The organism is Streptomyces sp. NPDC001204 (assembly GCF_053598035.1).
Window position 1 is genome coordinate 41,291 of sequence record NZ_JBSFJL010000023.1, and the last position, 14,966, is coordinate 56,256.

Here is a 14,966-nt window from a genome sequence, read left to right on the forward strand (position 1 = left end):
GGCCCGGAGATCCCCCTGACCTCGTCCACCATGCCTTTGATCACGGTCGTCATCGCCACGCGCCTGCGAGAGGACCGGCTCGCCTACCTGGCCGCCATGCATGCCAGCCTCCAGCGCCAGTCCGTGGCGTGGGAGGCCGTGATTGCCCTCGACGGCGCTGACTCCGATCGCCTGCCGACACCCCTCTCGAACGACCCACGTATTCGCACCCTCACGCTGCTTCGACCCGTCGGCGCTGCATGCGCCCGCAACCTCGCCCTCAATGAGGTCCGCACCCCCTACGTGAACTGGGCCGACGACGATGACGAGTTCACCGACAGGACTATGGAGACCCGCTTGTCCACCCTGGAGACCACCGGGGTGGGATGGTGCGCCGGGTGGAGCGAAGACCTCCATCTCGATGACACCACCACGCTGTGGTGCTGTCCCACGCCGCCCGGCCGACACGAGGCCGGTGACGTGTGGACCTATTGGCACTCGCCAGGTGCGACCATCCCGATCGGGCCGACCACGATCCTCGCCCGCACCGAGCTGGTGCGCGCGGCCCCGATGGGCGGCCTCGTCCAGGGCGAGGACTACATCGCGGCCGTCGGCGTCACCAGCCTCGCCCCTGGGATCCTGCTGCCGCTGCCGGTCTACCGCTACCGCAAGCACCCCGGACAGATGACCATCCAGGCGGGATACAACCAGCTGGAGACCGCAGCCCGGGCACACACCTGGCAGTACGGACGCGCCCTGCGCTCCGCCTTCCACGGCCGGGTGCCAGCCCATGGCTGACGCGCAGATCATCCTCGCCTACGGCCGCGACACCGGGATCGTCGCCATCGGCCACGGCGAGAGGTACAAGGCCGCCCACCAGGCGCTCGCCGCATCCGGCTTCCGCCGTGGCGACGACTGGGTGTACCACCTGCCGAACGCGGACGAGAACGCCTCGCGCGCCACCGTGGCCGATCTGGTCCGCCATGCCACGGAGCACGGGGCGGAAGTGACGACCAGCAGCCGGCGGTTCATCGGCGACACCGCCCGGGAGATCGCCCGCCTGCTGCCCGGCCAGTGGGACGCACGCATCGAGCTCTACTCCCATCCCGTGTGGCAACAGGACCTGGTGCCATGGCTGTGGGACAGCGGCGAACTCGTCCGCGCCGTCCAGAACGAGCGGATCCCCTACGCCGCCACCCTCACCGACACAGCCGGGACGACCCTGCTGCTCGTTGAACGTCCCGGCCACCAACTCGGCTATCTGGTCGGTGCCTTCGCGCCCGAACCGTTCGAGGAGGGGTACGGCGACCCGCACGCCCCGTGCAGCATCGCCCTGCTACCGTTCGCCGGCCGCGCGGCCCGGGCCATCGCGGACCGGTTCCTGCCTGCCTACGAGCGCGCCGTCCACGCCCGCCGGATTGCAACCGTCGCCGAGGCCCTCGACCGTATCCGCGCCGAGCAGGACGCCTGGGCCGCCATCGTTGCCTCGGGCCGGTACAGCGCCGCGGCCCCGCTCGGCGCCGCGGCGCTCGACGAGGCGGCCGAGAGGTTCCTGAACCGGGTCTGGGCCGAGTTCCTCACCGTCATGCGGCATGCTCCCGCCCTCCTCGACCGGTGCCGCCCTGCGGCCACCAGCTGGCCCGAGGACGCCCGTGTGCTCGCAGAGCTGGCCGACGCCCTCACCGATGCCGACAGCCTGGACAGGGACGCGTCGCTCACGCGACCAGAGCGGGACGCCCAGCTCTGGGCGGCCCTGGGCACCTGGCTCACCCACAGCGAACCGTTCCTCCGCCAGGTTCGCGCGGCAACTCCCCCTCGGCAGCGCACGGTCCCGGCCATCGCCCCACCGCACCAAGCCCTCCCACACGGCCAACACACACCCCGCCGCTGACCCATCCCACTGCCCACCGTAAGGAAATCTCCTCTTTGGATCCCGGCACGCACTTCGTCTTCGGCACCCACAAAGATCACGGCTTCGTCGCCTCCGCCACCGCCTCGATGCCCGCCCACCTGGCCCACTGGTTCCTCGTGCGGGAGCAGTTCGAGCCCGTACCCGGCAAGCCGGGCCTGTACCAGCTCACCGACCCCGAGCGTGACGGACCGCGCCGCACCCGGCAGGCCGCCCAAGATCTGCACCGCCACGGCTACGTCGTGCACGTCGACGCTGACATCGCCCTTGCACCGGCCAACCCGCCACGCCCGCACCGGCCGAACGGACTTGCCGAACGCCACAGCCGCATCGCCCAGGCCGCCGCCAGCCAGTCATCGCAGCGCCGCGCGGCGCCGACCACCTCGCAGCCGCCCGCGCGTCCCATCCCGCCGAAGCCTACCTACGCGCCGACCGTTCACCCGACCGCTTCCGCCACCGGACGGTCCCGGTGAACCCCGACACCGAGCCGATCCGCATCACCCGTGGGCCAGGGGGCGAAGTCGAAGCCGAAGGCCGCTTCGACTCCTTCGCCGCGGACATCCTGCGCCACGCCGGATTCCTCTTCGAACCAGCCCTGTGCGGCCACTGGATCCGGCTCCCCTTCGACATGGGACGCGACTGGGAGAACCAGCACGCGACCTGGGCCGCAGAGATGCTCACCGCCGCCCGCTACCCCGTACATCTCGCCCCCGACCTGCGTCCAAGCGCCCCCAAGTCGTCGACGCCACGCGCACCGGCCATGACGGCGCAGGCTCCGCCTGGGCGACGGCCTCGCCGCTGACACCGACCACCAGGAGGACCCGATCCCGGACACCCCCACGCCGGACACCACGCAACTTGCCGCCCGAACAACTCGCCTTCCTCGCCGCGAGGTTCAGAAGGTTACCGAGGATCTCGGCGCGACCGTCGCCGTCCTCCCGCCCCACCGCACGCCACAGCCGCCGCGAACCCGCCCGCGTCCCGCCCTGGACACCACGCCCCCGGCTCCGCCGCACCGGGCCCCGGTGCCCGCACGCCGCCCGTCGCACCCCCGAACCTAGGAGATCTCTTCATGGCTGTCCGCACGCAGTGGACTATCACGCACGACTGCGGCCACGAGGTCGTCCACGACCTGTCCAACCGCCCCGCCGACAAGCGGGCCGGATTCGCCCGCTGGCTCGCGGCCAGGGACTGCACCGACTGCTGGAAGGCCGCCCGCGACGCCGACACCGAAGCCAAGGAGCAGTGGCTCGCCGCCAAGCGGGCCGAGGAGCAGCAGGCCGCCGCCGAGTGGGCCGAACGCTTCGACATGCCGCCGCTGGAAGGCCCCGAGAAGGCCCTCGGCTGGGGTGAACGCTCCCGCCACCAGTTGATGGTCGCCGCGCACACCGCGCTGGTCGTCGAGGGCCCCTGGGACGAGGCCGACTGGGCGGAGCTGGAGGAGAAGGCCCGCGCGATCACCAGGGCCGGATGGTGGATCGACCAGCGCGACGCGGAAGGATCTGACCTGCTCGAACTCCTCGATGCCGCCACCGAGTCGGACCGCGGAACCGAGAACCCCTACCGGTAGAGACGGCCCGGAACATAGCCGTGGATCGCCGGTTGGCCAAACCGGCGATCCACCGGACCATTGATCCTCCCGCCGCCGCCCGACCTGCGTGGATAGGACCTTCTGTGACCGAGCCCTGCCTGCCCCCGACCACTCCGGCCTTCGCGCCGACGCCTGACCCGCTCACCCCCACCCGGGACGTCACCCACGCCCACTTCGAGGCCGGCGACCAGGTCGTCGTCCTCAAAGGAGTCGCCAGCGGCGAGCTGTGGGGAGACGCCATGCGTGTCGTCGCCCCCTCCTGGCACACGCCGACCGACGAGGACGGGTGGCGGCTGCGCGACGCCACTGGAGGCGCCCAGACCTACATCACCGGCCACCCGCGCTACCTCGTGCACCTCTCACGCCGCTGCCCGGACTGCCTGATCTACCTGCGCGCCATGGAGGACCACCTCCTGCCGAAGTACGCAGGGCAGGACGCGTTGATCGACTGCGGCTGGTACACCACCACCGCCCTCGGCCAGCTCGTGCACATCGCCGACGCCCGGCGCGGCCAGTGAGCCTGCCCGTCCGCCGCCCCGGCGCGCGAGCGCTCCCTGATCACCGCACTCCGCCCTCGACCCCCGCCACCCAGGTCGCCAAGGCCATCGGAGCAACAGCGACGTGATCCCCCGGGTCAACGCCCGCACCCACACTTCCGCACGACCCGCTCAGCGAGGCCCTGGGACGCCCGGTCTCACCCCAGGAAGGGCTGACCGAGCACACCGTCGTCGCCCACTGGCCCGGCCTGGACTTCTACACCCTGGACGACGAGCAGGTGACCTGGACCTCCGCCCAGTGGGCCGAGCACCTCGAAGACCCTCTCTTGGAGCACCCATTCACCGCCAGTCCCAGCGGTGACCGGGAGGCGATCTCCCACCTCGATGCCCGGCTCTGCCCCGACGACCGCGACCTGTCCGGTGCGGAATGGGCCGAGACCGCCTACCGGCTCGCCCGCGCCGCCGGCATCGAGATCCCGGGTGATCCCATGGGCTGTCGCTGAATCGCCGTCCAGGCCACGCCCGGCCGCCTCGACCTGATCGCCAACCTGATCCGTCTCGACGGAACCTGGCAGCCCCAGCCCGCCGATCTCCTCCGCCGCGTCTCGGCCGAGGCCCGCCGCATCGAACAAGACCTCCGCCTCACCAGTCCTGGCCCCAACCTTCCTGGGCCGCAGGCCACCCAGCCAGTTCCGACAGCGTCGGTGCACCTCGTGTCTGTTCTGTCGCAGCTCGCCGACGAGCGGTCCGGCCCGCTGGCCACAGTGCGTGGGCTCGTCGAACACACAGCTCACCGACTCGCCCGGCAGGGAGGCCGCCGACCGCGACACCGCACACCGCCTGGTGTTGATCGCGTATCGCCTCCACCGGATCCAGCAGGATCTCGACTCCACGGCAGCTCGCCTGGACAGCCCGCCACGAACCACTGTTGCCACCGCCCCACCCGCAATACGAAACACCCCACGACGATCACCGTAGGAGATTCGCCCCTTTGCCTCTGGCCGACCGATTCCTGGCCGTCCGCCGCGACCCTCACTCCGATGAGGTCCTCGCCCGGGGCGGCGACCCCGAGGCCCACAGCATTCTTCAGCGCGCAGGGTTCATCCCCGTCGTCCGGCTCCACGAGACCTATCACCGCGCACCCACCGACCTCACGACGGATGAGGAGACCCGCCTCGCCATCGAAGCCGTAGCCCGGCTGCGAGCCGTCGGCTACCACGTCGACTACGACGAGAACTTCCAGACCGATCGGCGTCCGCCTCACTATCTGCCGCTGGGCGCCCAGGTCGCACAGCTCGCCGAGTGCATCCGCAAGGCCACCACCACCGACGAGGTGGCCGAGGTCCTCACCGAGCTGACCGCCTCCCACGACGGGATCCTCACCGCCCTTGCGGAGATCCTGCAGGCCACCGCGGACTTCCAGGACGGCATGGACGAAGCCGCCGACCCGCATGTCGCCCGTCGCTTGCGCTACCTCGCCGACGAGCGCCTGCACGTCATCCGCACCGACCTCATCCACACCCGGAACAACCTCGCCGACCGGCACACCCATCACCCCGGTCGCAGCACCTGCGCCGAAGAGGTCCCCGCCACCGAGCGCGAACGCTCCACCGTGTGCGCCTGCCCGCCCCCACCACATGCCGTACCGGCACCACCTCCGCCCGCCGCCGGACTTCGCCGCTGACACCATCCCATCTGATCAAGGAAGATATGCACGATCACGACTCCGAACGCCTTGCCTCGTTCGCCGACGTCCTCGCCGGTGAACTGCCCGATGTCTGGACCAGCAGCCACCACCCGGCCGAGGACAAGGACGACCTCGCCGATCTCACCGACCGCATCTGGGACATGGACCTCGTCGCCCAGTCCCTCGTCGAGCACCCGCTCCAGCAGGCGGCAGTCCTCACCCGCCAGGACGGTGCGCAGCTCGTCGTCCTCGACCGGCCCGGACGGAACGGGTTCCTCATCGCCGCCGTCGCCCCCAGCGACCTCCCCGCGGAGGCATTCCGGGGCCTGCGTGAACCGGACGGGATCGCCCTGGCGGACGACCCGTTCCACAGCGCCGAGCTGGTCACCGGCGACCTGCTGGCCCGCTTCGACACCGCTCTCGCCCAGGTCCGCTGCAACGCCGCAGGCATCCAGCCGTCCCAGCCGGACCTCGTCGTCCTGACCTGGCAGCCGGACGGCAGCCTCGCCGCCGCTCCTGTCAGCGAGAAGGCTGCCAAAGTCCTGACCGCCAACGGGTTCATCCGCGACGACAGCGGCATCTACCGCCTCAGCGGCGACGACACCACCGCCCAGGCTCGCGCCGTACGGGCGATCGGTCCGCAGCTCGACGCTCACGGCATCACGACCGCGCTCCAGCACCCCTCGGGCCGGATCCCGCCCACCGCCACCCCGCCGACATCCATTCCGGCCCCGCCCGCCACCAGGACCTCAGCCGGGAGGAGACGGTGACGCAGGACATCGGCGAGCGCACCGGTCCGCCGACCGACACCCGGCGCGAGACGCCCCAGCCCTGGCAGATCGGCCACCGCCACCACTGACCTTGCCCCTGGCTCGGGAGAACTATGCCCCACACCGCCCCCTACCCGGTCCGGCTGGCCGACGAGATCGCGCGCCAGCTCGGCCGGCTCATCGACCATCTGTCTCAACTCCCCGCGCACGAGGCCGTCCAGGTCATCGCACGAGTCCTCGAACCGCAGGACGGTGTCCTCGGCCGCGTCACCCACCTGGTGGCCACCGGCTCCCACTTCGCCAAGGACCAGGCCGAACGCGGCATCCTGCCGGCCGAGGTGTGGCTCGCCCTCGGCCGGGCCGCGAACGAACTGCACGACATCGCGCTCGACCTCGACGAGCACACCGACGCACTCACCGAACTGACCACCCGCCCCGCAACCACTCCCGCACCGCCCCCGAACGCCGCACCGCTCGTCGTCCGGCGGCGCCGGTGAAGAAGAAGCAGTGGCAGGGCTGGGGCCCCGGCGAGCAGGCCGAGCAGCACTACCTGGTCGAGCCCCGTGCCCTCGCAGGCGGCGGAGACATCCGCCACGTCTCCGAGTTCCTGCGCGCCTGCGGGTGGCGGGACCGGTCAAAGCCCGGCGGGCCCCTGCTCATGGACAGCCCCGACCGCAGCATCCGCATCGCATACGACCCCTTCGTCCACCCCGGCGGATGGACCATCCACGGCAAGGCCACCGCCCACCAGGAGGAATGGACAGCGATCCTGGGCCGGCAGGCACCGGTCGAAATCGTCGCCGGGCTCACCGACGCACTCACCCGCCCCCGCTCCGCGCACGCCCCCAACGTGTGGTCCCCGCTCCAGGAACAGCGCTGGCACACCCCACCCGGCGCCGGGCACGTCACCGCGGTGAGCCCCGACGGATTGGCCTGGATGCAGTTCCACCAGGACCCCGGCGGCCACGCCATGTGGTGGTCCGGAGCCCAGGATCAGCAAGGCAACGGCTGGACAGCCCAGTTCACCGCCACCACCCCGATGCACCTCGTGCAGAGCTACGCCGCCGCCCTCGCCAGCCCCGAGCCCGTCATGCGCCCCCGCGGACGTGTCCCCCACAGCGCCCGGATCCGCACCACCTCCGTCTCGGTCCTCCCCTCGCAGCTCAGCGCCTGGCAGCAGGCCCGCGTCACCGCCGCCCGCGCCGCCACCTGGGCCCGCAACTCATGGAAGACCAACCGGCCCCGCACCACCGCGCGCCCCCACGCCCAGCGCGGCGTCCGCGCCCACCGCTGATCCCTCCGCCCCCTTCACCTCCAAGGAGTCCCGTGCCCGCACCCACCCTTGGCGACATCCACGTCGCCACCGAGACCCTGGCCCGGCTCACCGAGTACCTGCGCGAGAATCCCGAGCCCGCCGAGGCGCTCGGCCTCATCGAGCCGCTGCTGGATGAATACACCGGTGTCCCCGTCCAGCTCGCCGACGTCCTGCGCGCCCTGGCCCGAGCCGTGCAGGAGCACCCCTCCACTCCCCGCACCGTCGGAACCGACCTTCTGATCCAGGAGTTGCGCACCGCCGCGTGGGAGCAGGCCGACCAGCACACCCTCCACTACGTCCTGGACGACCTGCGCGGCCTGTACCGGAAGGCGCCCGAGACCATGCCGGAGTGCGGCCTGTGCCCGTGAGCGAACGGCAGCTGGCCGCCTTCGCCGACACCCACGCCTGGCGCGTCCCGTTCGACACCAGTCCGCGCCACCTGGCCGGCCCCGGCGACGGCCGGCACGTCACCCACGGCCTGGCCGCGGCCGGATGGACCCTCGCGTCCGACCCGCTGAGCCCCGAGATCGTGCTGACGAGCCCGGACCACCGGCACAGCCTGCAGTTCGACCCGCAGTCCGCCACCGCCGCTCGGTGGCGGCTGCGGGCCGAGCCCACCGACACTGAGCCAGGCTGGTACGCCGAATTCGGCGAACTCGTCCCCGCCGAGGTCCTGGGCGCGGTCACCGATGCCCTCGTCACCCCCTCGGCCGCCGAGCCACCAGACCCCCTGGACGCGGCGGACGCCGCGGGCTGGCTCATCGATGCGCGCGGTGCGGCCAGCTCGCCGGACGCCGCGTGCCGCGTCGAACGGCGCCCCGAACGGAACGCCGCCGTGTCCTGGCACGTGGAGGCGCACGAGCCCGGACACGGTCCCCGTGGCCTCCGGCTGTGGCACGCCTGGTTCGATGCCCAGACGCCCACCCGCCTGGTGGACGCCTTCGTCACCGTACTCGCCGACCCGGCCCCGCTCCAGCGCGGCATGTTCGACCGCACCGCCCACGGCGCCGTGCAGGAGCCGAGCCCCCTGTCCCCGCAGCACGTGGTAGACGCGCACACCGAGCGCGTCCGCGCCCTTCGTGCCCGGGCCCGTGCCGTCCGGCGGCACCCCCAGCCCGAGACGGCCAAGGCCCCCGCTCCGCCGCCATCCCCGCCTGCCTCCCTGCGGCGCTGACCGCCGAACGGGACTCCGAACGTCACCGCTCTTCAAGGACCCGTCATTTCCGCCATCCCCGCCTCCCACCGCGCCGCGCTGAAGCGGCTCTCCGCCTTCCTGCGCGAGAGCGCCTACATCCTGGCCAACTGGGACTACTACTCCGAAGAGAACACCGACCTCGACGGCTGGCCGTTCGACGAGCACGCCTACGGCCTCCAACAGAGCCAGCGCGACCGCGAGACCGCCGAGGCGTTCGAGGCCATCCGCCCCACCGCGCGACAACTCCTCGCCACCGCGGAAGAACAACTCGCCCAGCTACCCGCCCGCGCGGTCCAAACCCGCTGGGCCTGGCAGCTCGGCACCCTGCGCGACGCGCTCGACCGCCTGGACGCCCTGCACCAGCAGTGGCAGCAGACTCGCGCCGACCTCCCCCTCACCGCCCGGCCCGGCGCGCCGGCGTACGACGACGCGCTCGCCGACCACGACGCCGAGGCGTGGAGCTACCTCGACGACTGGGCCACCCACGGCCACGCCGTCATCGACATCAACACCGCTGCCCGCGGCACCCCGTCGCCCCTGGCCCCGCCGCCGACAGCGAAGCCGGCGCCCGTGGCCGACCGGACCGCCCCGGTACGGAGGTAGTGGTGCCCTCGTCTCCCGAGACCGTCGAGATCGAGTACGTCACGCCACGCCACCTGGCCGGCGGCGGTGACCCCGCCTGGATCACCGTGCCCCTGCACCGCGCCTGCGGCTGGAGCCACGGCGACGACCCCTTGATGCCGCGCGTCATCCTCACCAGCCCCGACCAGAAGGCCCAGCTCCGGCTGGATCCCGTCCCCGACGGACAGTGGTGGATCCTCCACCACGCTCCCGGCCGCGGCCGGCCCGCCTGGTACGCGAGCTTCGGTGCCCACACCCCGGTCGAGATCATCGCCGGTTTCGTCGACGCCCTCACCGACCCGCGCCCCACGCACGACGAGGAGGCTGATCCGTACGGCCCGCTCCGGCAAGCCGACTGGGAGCCCGCCTGGGCTCAGAACGGCCTCGTCTCACCCGACGCGACGGCCTACTTCCAACGCCCCGTCGGCGAGGAGACCGGCCCCTGGGCCGCCACGGCCACGCTCGGTGAATCCCGCCCGGTCTGGCAGGCCCGCTTCGACGAACACACGCCCCCGCATCTGATCGCCGCGTTCACCGCCACCCTCGCCGCCCCGACCCCGGCCATCCGCACCGCCCCGGGACGCCTGCCGACCCTCGACCCGAACCGCATCACACGGACCGAGGCGAAAGTGCCCGTCGACCTGATCGCCTTCGCCCTGGAGAACCGCATCCGCACACTCGCCGCCCGCCACGGCATACCGCCGGCGGCCTCGAGCGCCCCGCGACGCCCGCCTGCCCACCCGGGCCGCACCCGCTGACCTACGCCGCCCGCCCTCCGCCCGGAGGCACATCGCCCTTGCCCCCTTCCATCAACAAGTCCTCCGACGGCTACGACATCGCCTTCCGTCTCCTCCTGGGCGTGGCCGCCGTCGTCGTCCCCCTGTCCCACCTCGCGTGGCTGTCCGGCAACATCACCTCCTGGCTGACCGGCCGGCCCTGGGCCGCATATGCGCCCACCACTGCGCTGCTCCACCCCGACCAGCTCTGGCCCCACACCGGCGAAACGTCCCTGCTCATTGGGGCCCGCATCGTCCCCGTCGCCGCGCTGCTTGCGCTCGCCGCCGCGGCCGGCGTCCTGTGGTCTCGGCACAAGACCAGGGGAGGACGGAAGAAGAAGATCGCCGGCATGGCCAAGCCCCGGGACATCGAGCCGTTGATGGCCAAGGCCATCACCGACAAGGCCCGCTCGCTGCGGCCGAGCCTGAAGACCGCCAAGCGCATCGATGCCCGTGACACCGGCATCCTCCTCGGCAACCTGCAGGGCACGAAGCACGAGGTCCGCATGGGGTACGAGGACGTCGCCGTCGCGATCATGGCCCCGCGCTCCGGCAAGACCACGTCGCTGGCGATCCCCTCAATCCTCCACGCACCCGGCCCGGTCCTCCTGACCTCGAACAAGGCGGCGGGCGACGCCTACACCGCGACCCTCGACGCCCGGGCCGCAGTGGGGCGGGTGTGGTCGATGGACCCGCAGCAGATCGCCCACGCCTCCCGCGAGATGTGGTGGAGCCCCCTCGCCGACGCCAAGACGCTGGACGGTGCCGGCCGCCTGGCCGGGCACTTCCTCGCCGCCTCGGTGGACGCCTCCCAGCAGGGCGACTTCTGGTCCAAGGCCGGATCCAACATCCTGTCCCAGCTCTTCCTCGCCGCCGCGCTCGATGACCGGCCCATCACCGACGTCATGCAGTGGCTCGCGTTCCCCGCCGACCGCACCCCACTGGACATCCTCCGCGACCACGGCTTCACCGCCGTCGCCGCCCAGCTCAAGGGCACCGTCGAGGGCCCGCCGGAGACGAGGGACGGCATCTACGAGACCGCCCGCCAGTACGCCGCCGCCCTGCTGAACTCCGAGATCGCCGCCTGGGTCACCCCGCAGAAGGACGTCCCCGAGTTCCGCCCGTCGCAGTTCGTCGCCTCCACCGACACGCTCTACCTGCTGAGCAAGGACGGCGGAGGCGGAGCGAGCGCGCTGATCGCGGCGTGCGCGGACTCCGTGATGCGGGCCGCGACCGCCCAGGCCGAGCGCGCCGGCGGACGCCTCGACCCGCCGATGCTCGCGATCCTCGACGAGGCCGCCAACGTCTGCAAGATCTCCGACCTGCCGGACCTATATTCCCACCTCGGCAGCCGCGGGATCATCCCGATCACCATCCTGCAGTCCTACCGCCAGGGCCAGAAGGTCTGGGGCGACGCGGGCATGGACGCCATGTGGTCCGCCTCCACCGTGAAGGTCATCGGCTCCGGCATCGACGACCCGGACTTCGCCGACAAGCTGTCCCGGCTGATCGGCGACCACGACGTCGAGACCACCTCCACCTCCCACTCCGAGTCCGGCAAGTCCACCTCGGTGTCGATGCGGCAGGAGCGGATCCTGCCCGCCGACGCCATCCGCGCCCTGCCCAAGGGCACCGCCCTGTGCTTCGCCACCGGCATGCGCGCCGCCATGCTCGACCTGCGCCCCTGGTACCTGGAGCCCGGCGCCGACGAACTGTCCGCGGCTTCCACTCTCGCGTCGAAGGCCATCACCGCCCGCGCCGTCGCCAAACACGCACCCCAGCAGGGCGACTGCGGCACGGCCGTCTAACCGGGCTGCACCACACACCCGGATCACGCTCGCCGTCTTCTGATCGTCCGGAGCACCATGGCGCTCACCGACCACCACGACGTCTTCGTCGGCTCGACCGGCGACGGATGGACCTTTGTCGTCCTCAACCGCCCTATCCGCAACGCCGCCCGCATCCTGACCGGCGCGGGATTCACCGCCCGCGAGCATCAGGGCCGCACCCTTTACCTCCTGCCTCCCGATGCCGCCGAGGACGCGCACGAGCGCGCCGGTGTCGCGGCCTACGGGCTCATGGCCTACACCCTGGACCTCGCCGACCTTGCCTGGACCACCCGCCAATACGGCGCAAGCCCGGCTGCCCTGCCCGATGTGGCCATCCGCTTCACCGACCACGCGGTCACCGCGACCGCGGCCACGGACCAGGCCGGCGCCGTCCTCGTCCAGCACGGCTTCGCACCAGCGGGGGCGAAGCAGCAGTACACGCTGCCACCCGGGCTCGGTGAACGCGACGCGCTCAGCGCCGTTGTCCGCGCCGAGGCCCACCTCTACACCGACGGCATCAGCGTGCGCATCGACCTCGGCATCGCGACCGTGCGGGACATCCCACCGGCACCGACTCGCCCCGCAGCCGCCCCCGCACCGCCGCCCACCGCACCGGTCCAGCGGCGCAGCCCCTGACCGCCGTCCCCTCCCCCGCACCCGGAGCAGCACCATTCGCACCATCGACCTGCAAGCAGAGATCACCCAACTGCGGCAACTCGGCAGCGCCTTCGCGGACTTGCACAGCGAGATCCGTTCACTCACTCCGGCATCCGGCACCGACGCCCGCCAGCAGCTCACGTCGAAGATCGTGGCCACGCACGAGCTGGTCCGCCGTGCCATGGAACGCCTCGCCGCCCTCGACGGCAGCCAGTACACCGCCGTACCCGGCAGCCGTCCGGCCCTGGAGGCACTCGCCTCCGTCGTCTCCGCCGCCAGCATCGCCGCGTCCGACCTGGCCTGCGCGCTGGAGGCCAACCCGCTGGAGGGCGCCCCGTTCCCCGGCCCGCCGGCCGATGAAGCAGCCGTGCGCAAGGCACGGCACGCGGAGGCGGTCCCCGTCATGGCGGAGCACCTCGCGGACGCCGCCCACCAGCTCGGCCTGGCCCACACCGGCTGCTCCTACCTCGCCACCGGCATCACCCGCGACCTGAAGCAGCACGCCGAACAGAAGCAGGCGACACCACCGCCGAAGCTCACAGATACCCAGTACGCCGTCCTCGCCCGGCTGTCCGCAGGGGGCGGCACCCTCTACGAGACCAGCCGGTACGGCGCTGCCAAGGCCGTCGATGCGGACCGGGCCACCGTGAACGTCGCCACCCTCAACGCCCTGATCAAGCGAGGACTCGTCGAGGTGGACGCCTCGACGTCCCTGTACCAAGGCCAGTGCCTTCACGTCACCGCCGAAGGCCGCCGTGCCCTCGCCCAGCACAGGCCCACCACGATCCCCGCTCGAGAGCGGCCGTGGCACTGCCTGCGGCGAAACAGGCCGCCGGACGCACACGATGACGGGCGTCGCCCCGACGGGCCGCCACCTGGCCGGTGGCGGGTTGGAAGGCCCGGCGGCGTGCTCAGCCGACTTGAGCCACCCGCTTGGCCGGCCCCGCGCCCACGACGCGACTACTGGCCCGCCGCAATAGCGAGCCCTGCTCCTCCGCGGACAGCGAAAGCGGCCGTGGCGCGCCGCTGACCGTTCACCGCTGTTTTCCCCGGCCCAGGCCATGCCCCTGCGCACCGCCGATGGCGGCGCGGCGCCTGCCACCCGTGTGGTGCACGCCGTGCCGCCGACCCCACTGTTTCTCCTCCCGAGGTCTCCTTTGTCTCCCTCCTGTTATGCCACCGAGGCATTGACGGCGTATGCCAAGGACGGCACCCGGCTGACCGCCTACCACGACACCCCGGCCCGCCCGCGGTCCGACGGCGCGACGATCGCGCTGGTGCACGGCGCGTCGGTCACCGCAGACCTATGGCGCGTCCACGTCCCGCATCTGACCGGCCGGGGCTTCAAAGTCCTGCGCTACGACCAGCGCGCGCACGGCCGCACCCCGCGCGGCCATGCCCCGCTGACCGTCGAGCAGCTCGCCGACGACCTGGACCAGCTCCTGCGCGCCCTCGCCCCCACCGGGCCGCTGGTGCTCGCCGGCCATTCCCTGGGCGCCCTCGTCCTCCAGGAGCTCGCCGCCCTGCGCCCCCAGCTCCTGCCCCGCATCCGGGGCATGGTGCTGCTGTCGGCCACCGCCCACGGGGCGAGCGTGCTGCCCGGCCGCACCCCGCGCGCCCTGCTGCTGGCCGCCGCACGCGGCCTGTTCGCCCTTGCCTGCACCCACGCGCCCCGGGCCGTGGACCGGGTGCGACGCCTGCTGCCCGACACCCACCGCTACACCCTCACGCCCCACCCCGCTATGGGGCCGGATGACGGACCGCCGCCATGCCGCCACGGCGTACGCCACACCCCCACCGCCGATCTCGCAGCGCTCTGGCAGTCCCTGCGCGGCTACCGGGCACGCCATCTGGCCGTACTGGAGCAGCTCGGCGGGCGGCTGCTGCTGATGGCCGGCGCGGACGACCAGCACATCCCCGCCGCCCACACCGCGCAGCTGGCCGAGCGCCTGACCGCCGCCCGGCTGGAGATCGTCCCCCGCGCCACGCACGCCCTGCCCGTCCGCCACCCCGCACTCATCAGCGCCCGCATCGCCCACCTCGCCGCCGGGCCCCACCCCCGCCCGCACCTCCCCAAGGACCTGTCATTTCCGAACTCCCCGCTTTCCGAGCACTTTCGCTAGGCGCCGGTATTCAGTCC

General features: G+C 72.3%; 19 protein-coding genes. 17 read left to right on the forward strand and 2 right to left on the reverse strand.

Going from position 1 to position 14,966, the window contains the following annotated elements:
- The first annotated feature begins 30 nt into the window (after positions 1-30).
- The 6 genes from ACWC91_RS27645 (at position 31) to ACWC91_RS27670 (ending at position 3,997) form a co-directional block, all read left to right on the forward strand.
- Positions 31-777, forward strand: a complete 747-nt coding sequence (locus ACWC91_RS27645; protein ID WP_390873358.1) for a glycosyltransferase family 2 protein — start codon at positions 31-33, stop codon at positions 775-777.
- Positions 770-1,870, forward strand: coding sequence for a hypothetical protein (locus ACWC91_RS27650; RefSeq protein ID WP_390873357.1), 1,101 nt, complete (start codon positions 770-772; stop codon positions 1,868-1,870). Before ACWC91_RS27645 ends, ACWC91_RS27650 begins: the two co-directional genes overlap by 8 nt.
- A gap of 35 nt (positions 1,871-1,905) precedes the next feature.
- The gene (locus tag ACWC91_RS27655; RefSeq protein WP_390873356.1) at positions 1,906-2,361 is read left to right on the forward strand and encodes a hypothetical protein; all 456 of its coding nucleotides are present in this window, start codon (positions 1,906-1,908) and stop codon (positions 2,359-2,361) included.
- Positions 2,358-2,690, forward strand: a complete 333-nt coding sequence (locus ACWC91_RS27660; protein ID WP_390873355.1) for a hypothetical protein — start codon at positions 2,358-2,360, stop codon at positions 2,688-2,690. The genes ACWC91_RS27655 and ACWC91_RS27660 overlap by 4 nt, the downstream gene beginning before the upstream one ends.
- Before the next feature lie 270 nt (positions 2,691-2,960).
- A complete protein-coding gene (locus tag ACWC91_RS27665; protein ID WP_390873354.1) occupies positions 2,961-3,458 on the forward strand; it encodes a hypothetical protein in 498 nt (165 codons plus the stop codon).
- Positions 3,459-3,562: 104 nt separating this feature from the next.
- Positions 3,563-3,997 (forward strand): hypothetical protein, encoded by a 435-nt coding sequence (locus tag ACWC91_RS27670; RefSeq protein ID WP_390873353.1) that lies wholly within the window; start codon positions 3,563-3,565, stop codon positions 3,995-3,997.
- Between the two features lie 176 nt (positions 3,998-4,173).
- On the opposite strand, the gene ACWC91_RS27675 is transcribed toward ACWC91_RS27670, so the two are convergent.
- Complete coding sequence (locus tag ACWC91_RS27675; RefSeq protein ID WP_390873352.1) at positions 4,174-4,761, reverse strand: hypothetical protein; 588 nt, start codon at positions 4,759-4,761, stop codon at positions 4,174-4,176.
- 206 nt (positions 4,762-4,967) lie between these two features.
- On the opposite strand from ACWC91_RS27675, the gene ACWC91_RS27680 reads away from it, so the two are divergent.
- The 6 genes from ACWC91_RS27680 (at position 4,968) to ACWC91_RS27705 (ending at position 8,922) form a co-directional block, all read left to right on the forward strand.
- Complete coding sequence (locus tag ACWC91_RS27680; protein WP_390873351.1) at positions 4,968-5,660, forward strand: hypothetical protein; 693 nt, start codon at positions 4,968-4,970, stop codon at positions 5,658-5,660.
- Positions 5,661-5,686: 26 nt separating this feature from the next.
- Positions 5,687-6,433, forward strand: a complete 747-nt coding sequence (locus ACWC91_RS27685) for a hypothetical protein (RefSeq protein WP_390873350.1) — start codon at positions 5,687-5,689, stop codon at positions 6,431-6,433.
- A 113-nt stretch (positions 6,434-6,546) separates the two neighbouring features.
- Positions 6,547-6,930, forward strand: coding sequence for a hypothetical protein (locus ACWC91_RS27690; RefSeq protein ID WP_390873349.1), 384 nt, complete (start codon positions 6,547-6,549; stop codon positions 6,928-6,930).
- Complete coding sequence (locus tag ACWC91_RS27695; protein WP_390873348.1) at positions 6,927-7,727, forward strand: DUF317 domain-containing protein; 801 nt, start codon at positions 6,927-6,929, stop codon at positions 7,725-7,727. Before ACWC91_RS27690 ends, ACWC91_RS27695 begins: the two co-directional genes overlap by 4 nt.
- Before the next feature lie 32 nt (positions 7,728-7,759).
- A complete protein-coding gene (locus ACWC91_RS27700; protein WP_388475705.1) occupies positions 7,760-8,116 on the forward strand; it encodes a hypothetical protein in 357 nt (118 codons plus the stop codon).
- Positions 8,107-8,922 (forward strand): DUF317 domain-containing protein, encoded by an 816-nt coding sequence (locus ACWC91_RS27705; protein WP_390873397.1) that lies wholly within the window; start codon positions 8,107-8,109, stop codon positions 8,920-8,922. The genes ACWC91_RS27700 and ACWC91_RS27705 overlap by 10 nt, the downstream gene beginning before the upstream one ends.
- Before the next feature lie 297 nt (positions 8,923-9,219).
- On the opposite strand, the gene ACWC91_RS27710 is transcribed toward ACWC91_RS27705, so the two are convergent.
- Positions 9,220-9,429: a hypothetical protein gene (locus tag ACWC91_RS27710; RefSeq protein WP_390873347.1), complete on the reverse strand. Its 210-nt coding sequence runs from the start codon at positions 9,427-9,429 to the stop codon at positions 9,220-9,222.
- 119 nt (positions 9,430-9,548) lie between these two features.
- Between ACWC91_RS27710 and ACWC91_RS27715 the strand changes: the two genes are divergently transcribed.
- The 5 genes from ACWC91_RS27715 (at position 9,549) to ACWC91_RS27735 (ending at position 14,949) form a co-directional block, all read left to right on the forward strand.
- Positions 9,549-10,322 (forward strand): DUF317 domain-containing protein, encoded by a 774-nt coding sequence (locus ACWC91_RS27715; protein ID WP_390873346.1) that lies wholly within the window; start codon positions 9,549-9,551, stop codon positions 10,320-10,322.
- Positions 10,323-10,360: 38 nt separating this feature from the next.
- Complete coding sequence (locus ACWC91_RS27720) at positions 10,361-12,148, forward strand: type IV secretory system conjugative DNA transfer family protein (RefSeq protein ID WP_390873345.1); 1,788 nt, start codon at positions 10,361-10,363, stop codon at positions 12,146-12,148.
- Between the two features lie 57 nt (positions 12,149-12,205).
- Positions 12,206-12,805 (forward strand): hypothetical protein, encoded by a 600-nt coding sequence (locus ACWC91_RS27725; RefSeq protein ID WP_390873344.1) that lies wholly within the window; start codon positions 12,206-12,208, stop codon positions 12,803-12,805.
- Between the two features lie 100 nt (positions 12,806-12,905).
- Positions 12,906-13,856 carry a hypothetical protein gene (locus ACWC91_RS27730; protein WP_390873343.1) on the forward strand — a complete coding sequence of 317 codons (951 nt, stop codon included), beginning with the start codon at positions 12,906-12,908 and terminating at the stop codon, positions 13,854-13,856.
- A gap of 157 nt (positions 13,857-14,013) precedes the next feature.
- Positions 14,014-14,949, forward strand: a complete 936-nt coding sequence (locus ACWC91_RS27735; protein ID WP_390873342.1) for an alpha/beta fold hydrolase — start codon at positions 14,014-14,016, stop codon at positions 14,947-14,949.
- Positions 14,950-14,966: the final 17 nt, after the last annotated feature.

Coding starts and splice junctions, on each gene's coding strand:
- ACWC91_RS27650 (WP_390873357.1), top strand. CDS start 770: ATGGCTGACGCGCAGATCATCCTCGCCTACGGCCGCGACACCGGGATC.
- ACWC91_RS27645 (WP_390873358.1), top strand. CDS start 31: ATGCCTTTGATCACGGTCGTCATCGCCACGCGCCTGCGAGAGGACCGG.
- ACWC91_RS27665 (WP_390873354.1), top strand. CDS start 2,961: ATGGCTGTCCGCACGCAGTGGACTATCACGCACGACTGCGGCCACGAG.
- ACWC91_RS27690 (WP_390873349.1), top strand. CDS start 6,547: ATGCCCCACACCGCCCCCTACCCGGTCCGGCTGGCCGACGAGATCGCG.
- ACWC91_RS27725 (WP_390873344.1), top strand. CDS start 12,206: ATGGCGCTCACCGACCACCACGACGTCTTCGTCGGCTCGACCGGCGAC.
- ACWC91_RS27685 (WP_390873350.1), top strand. CDS start 5,687: ATGCACGATCACGACTCCGAACGCCTTGCCTCGTTCGCCGACGTCCTC.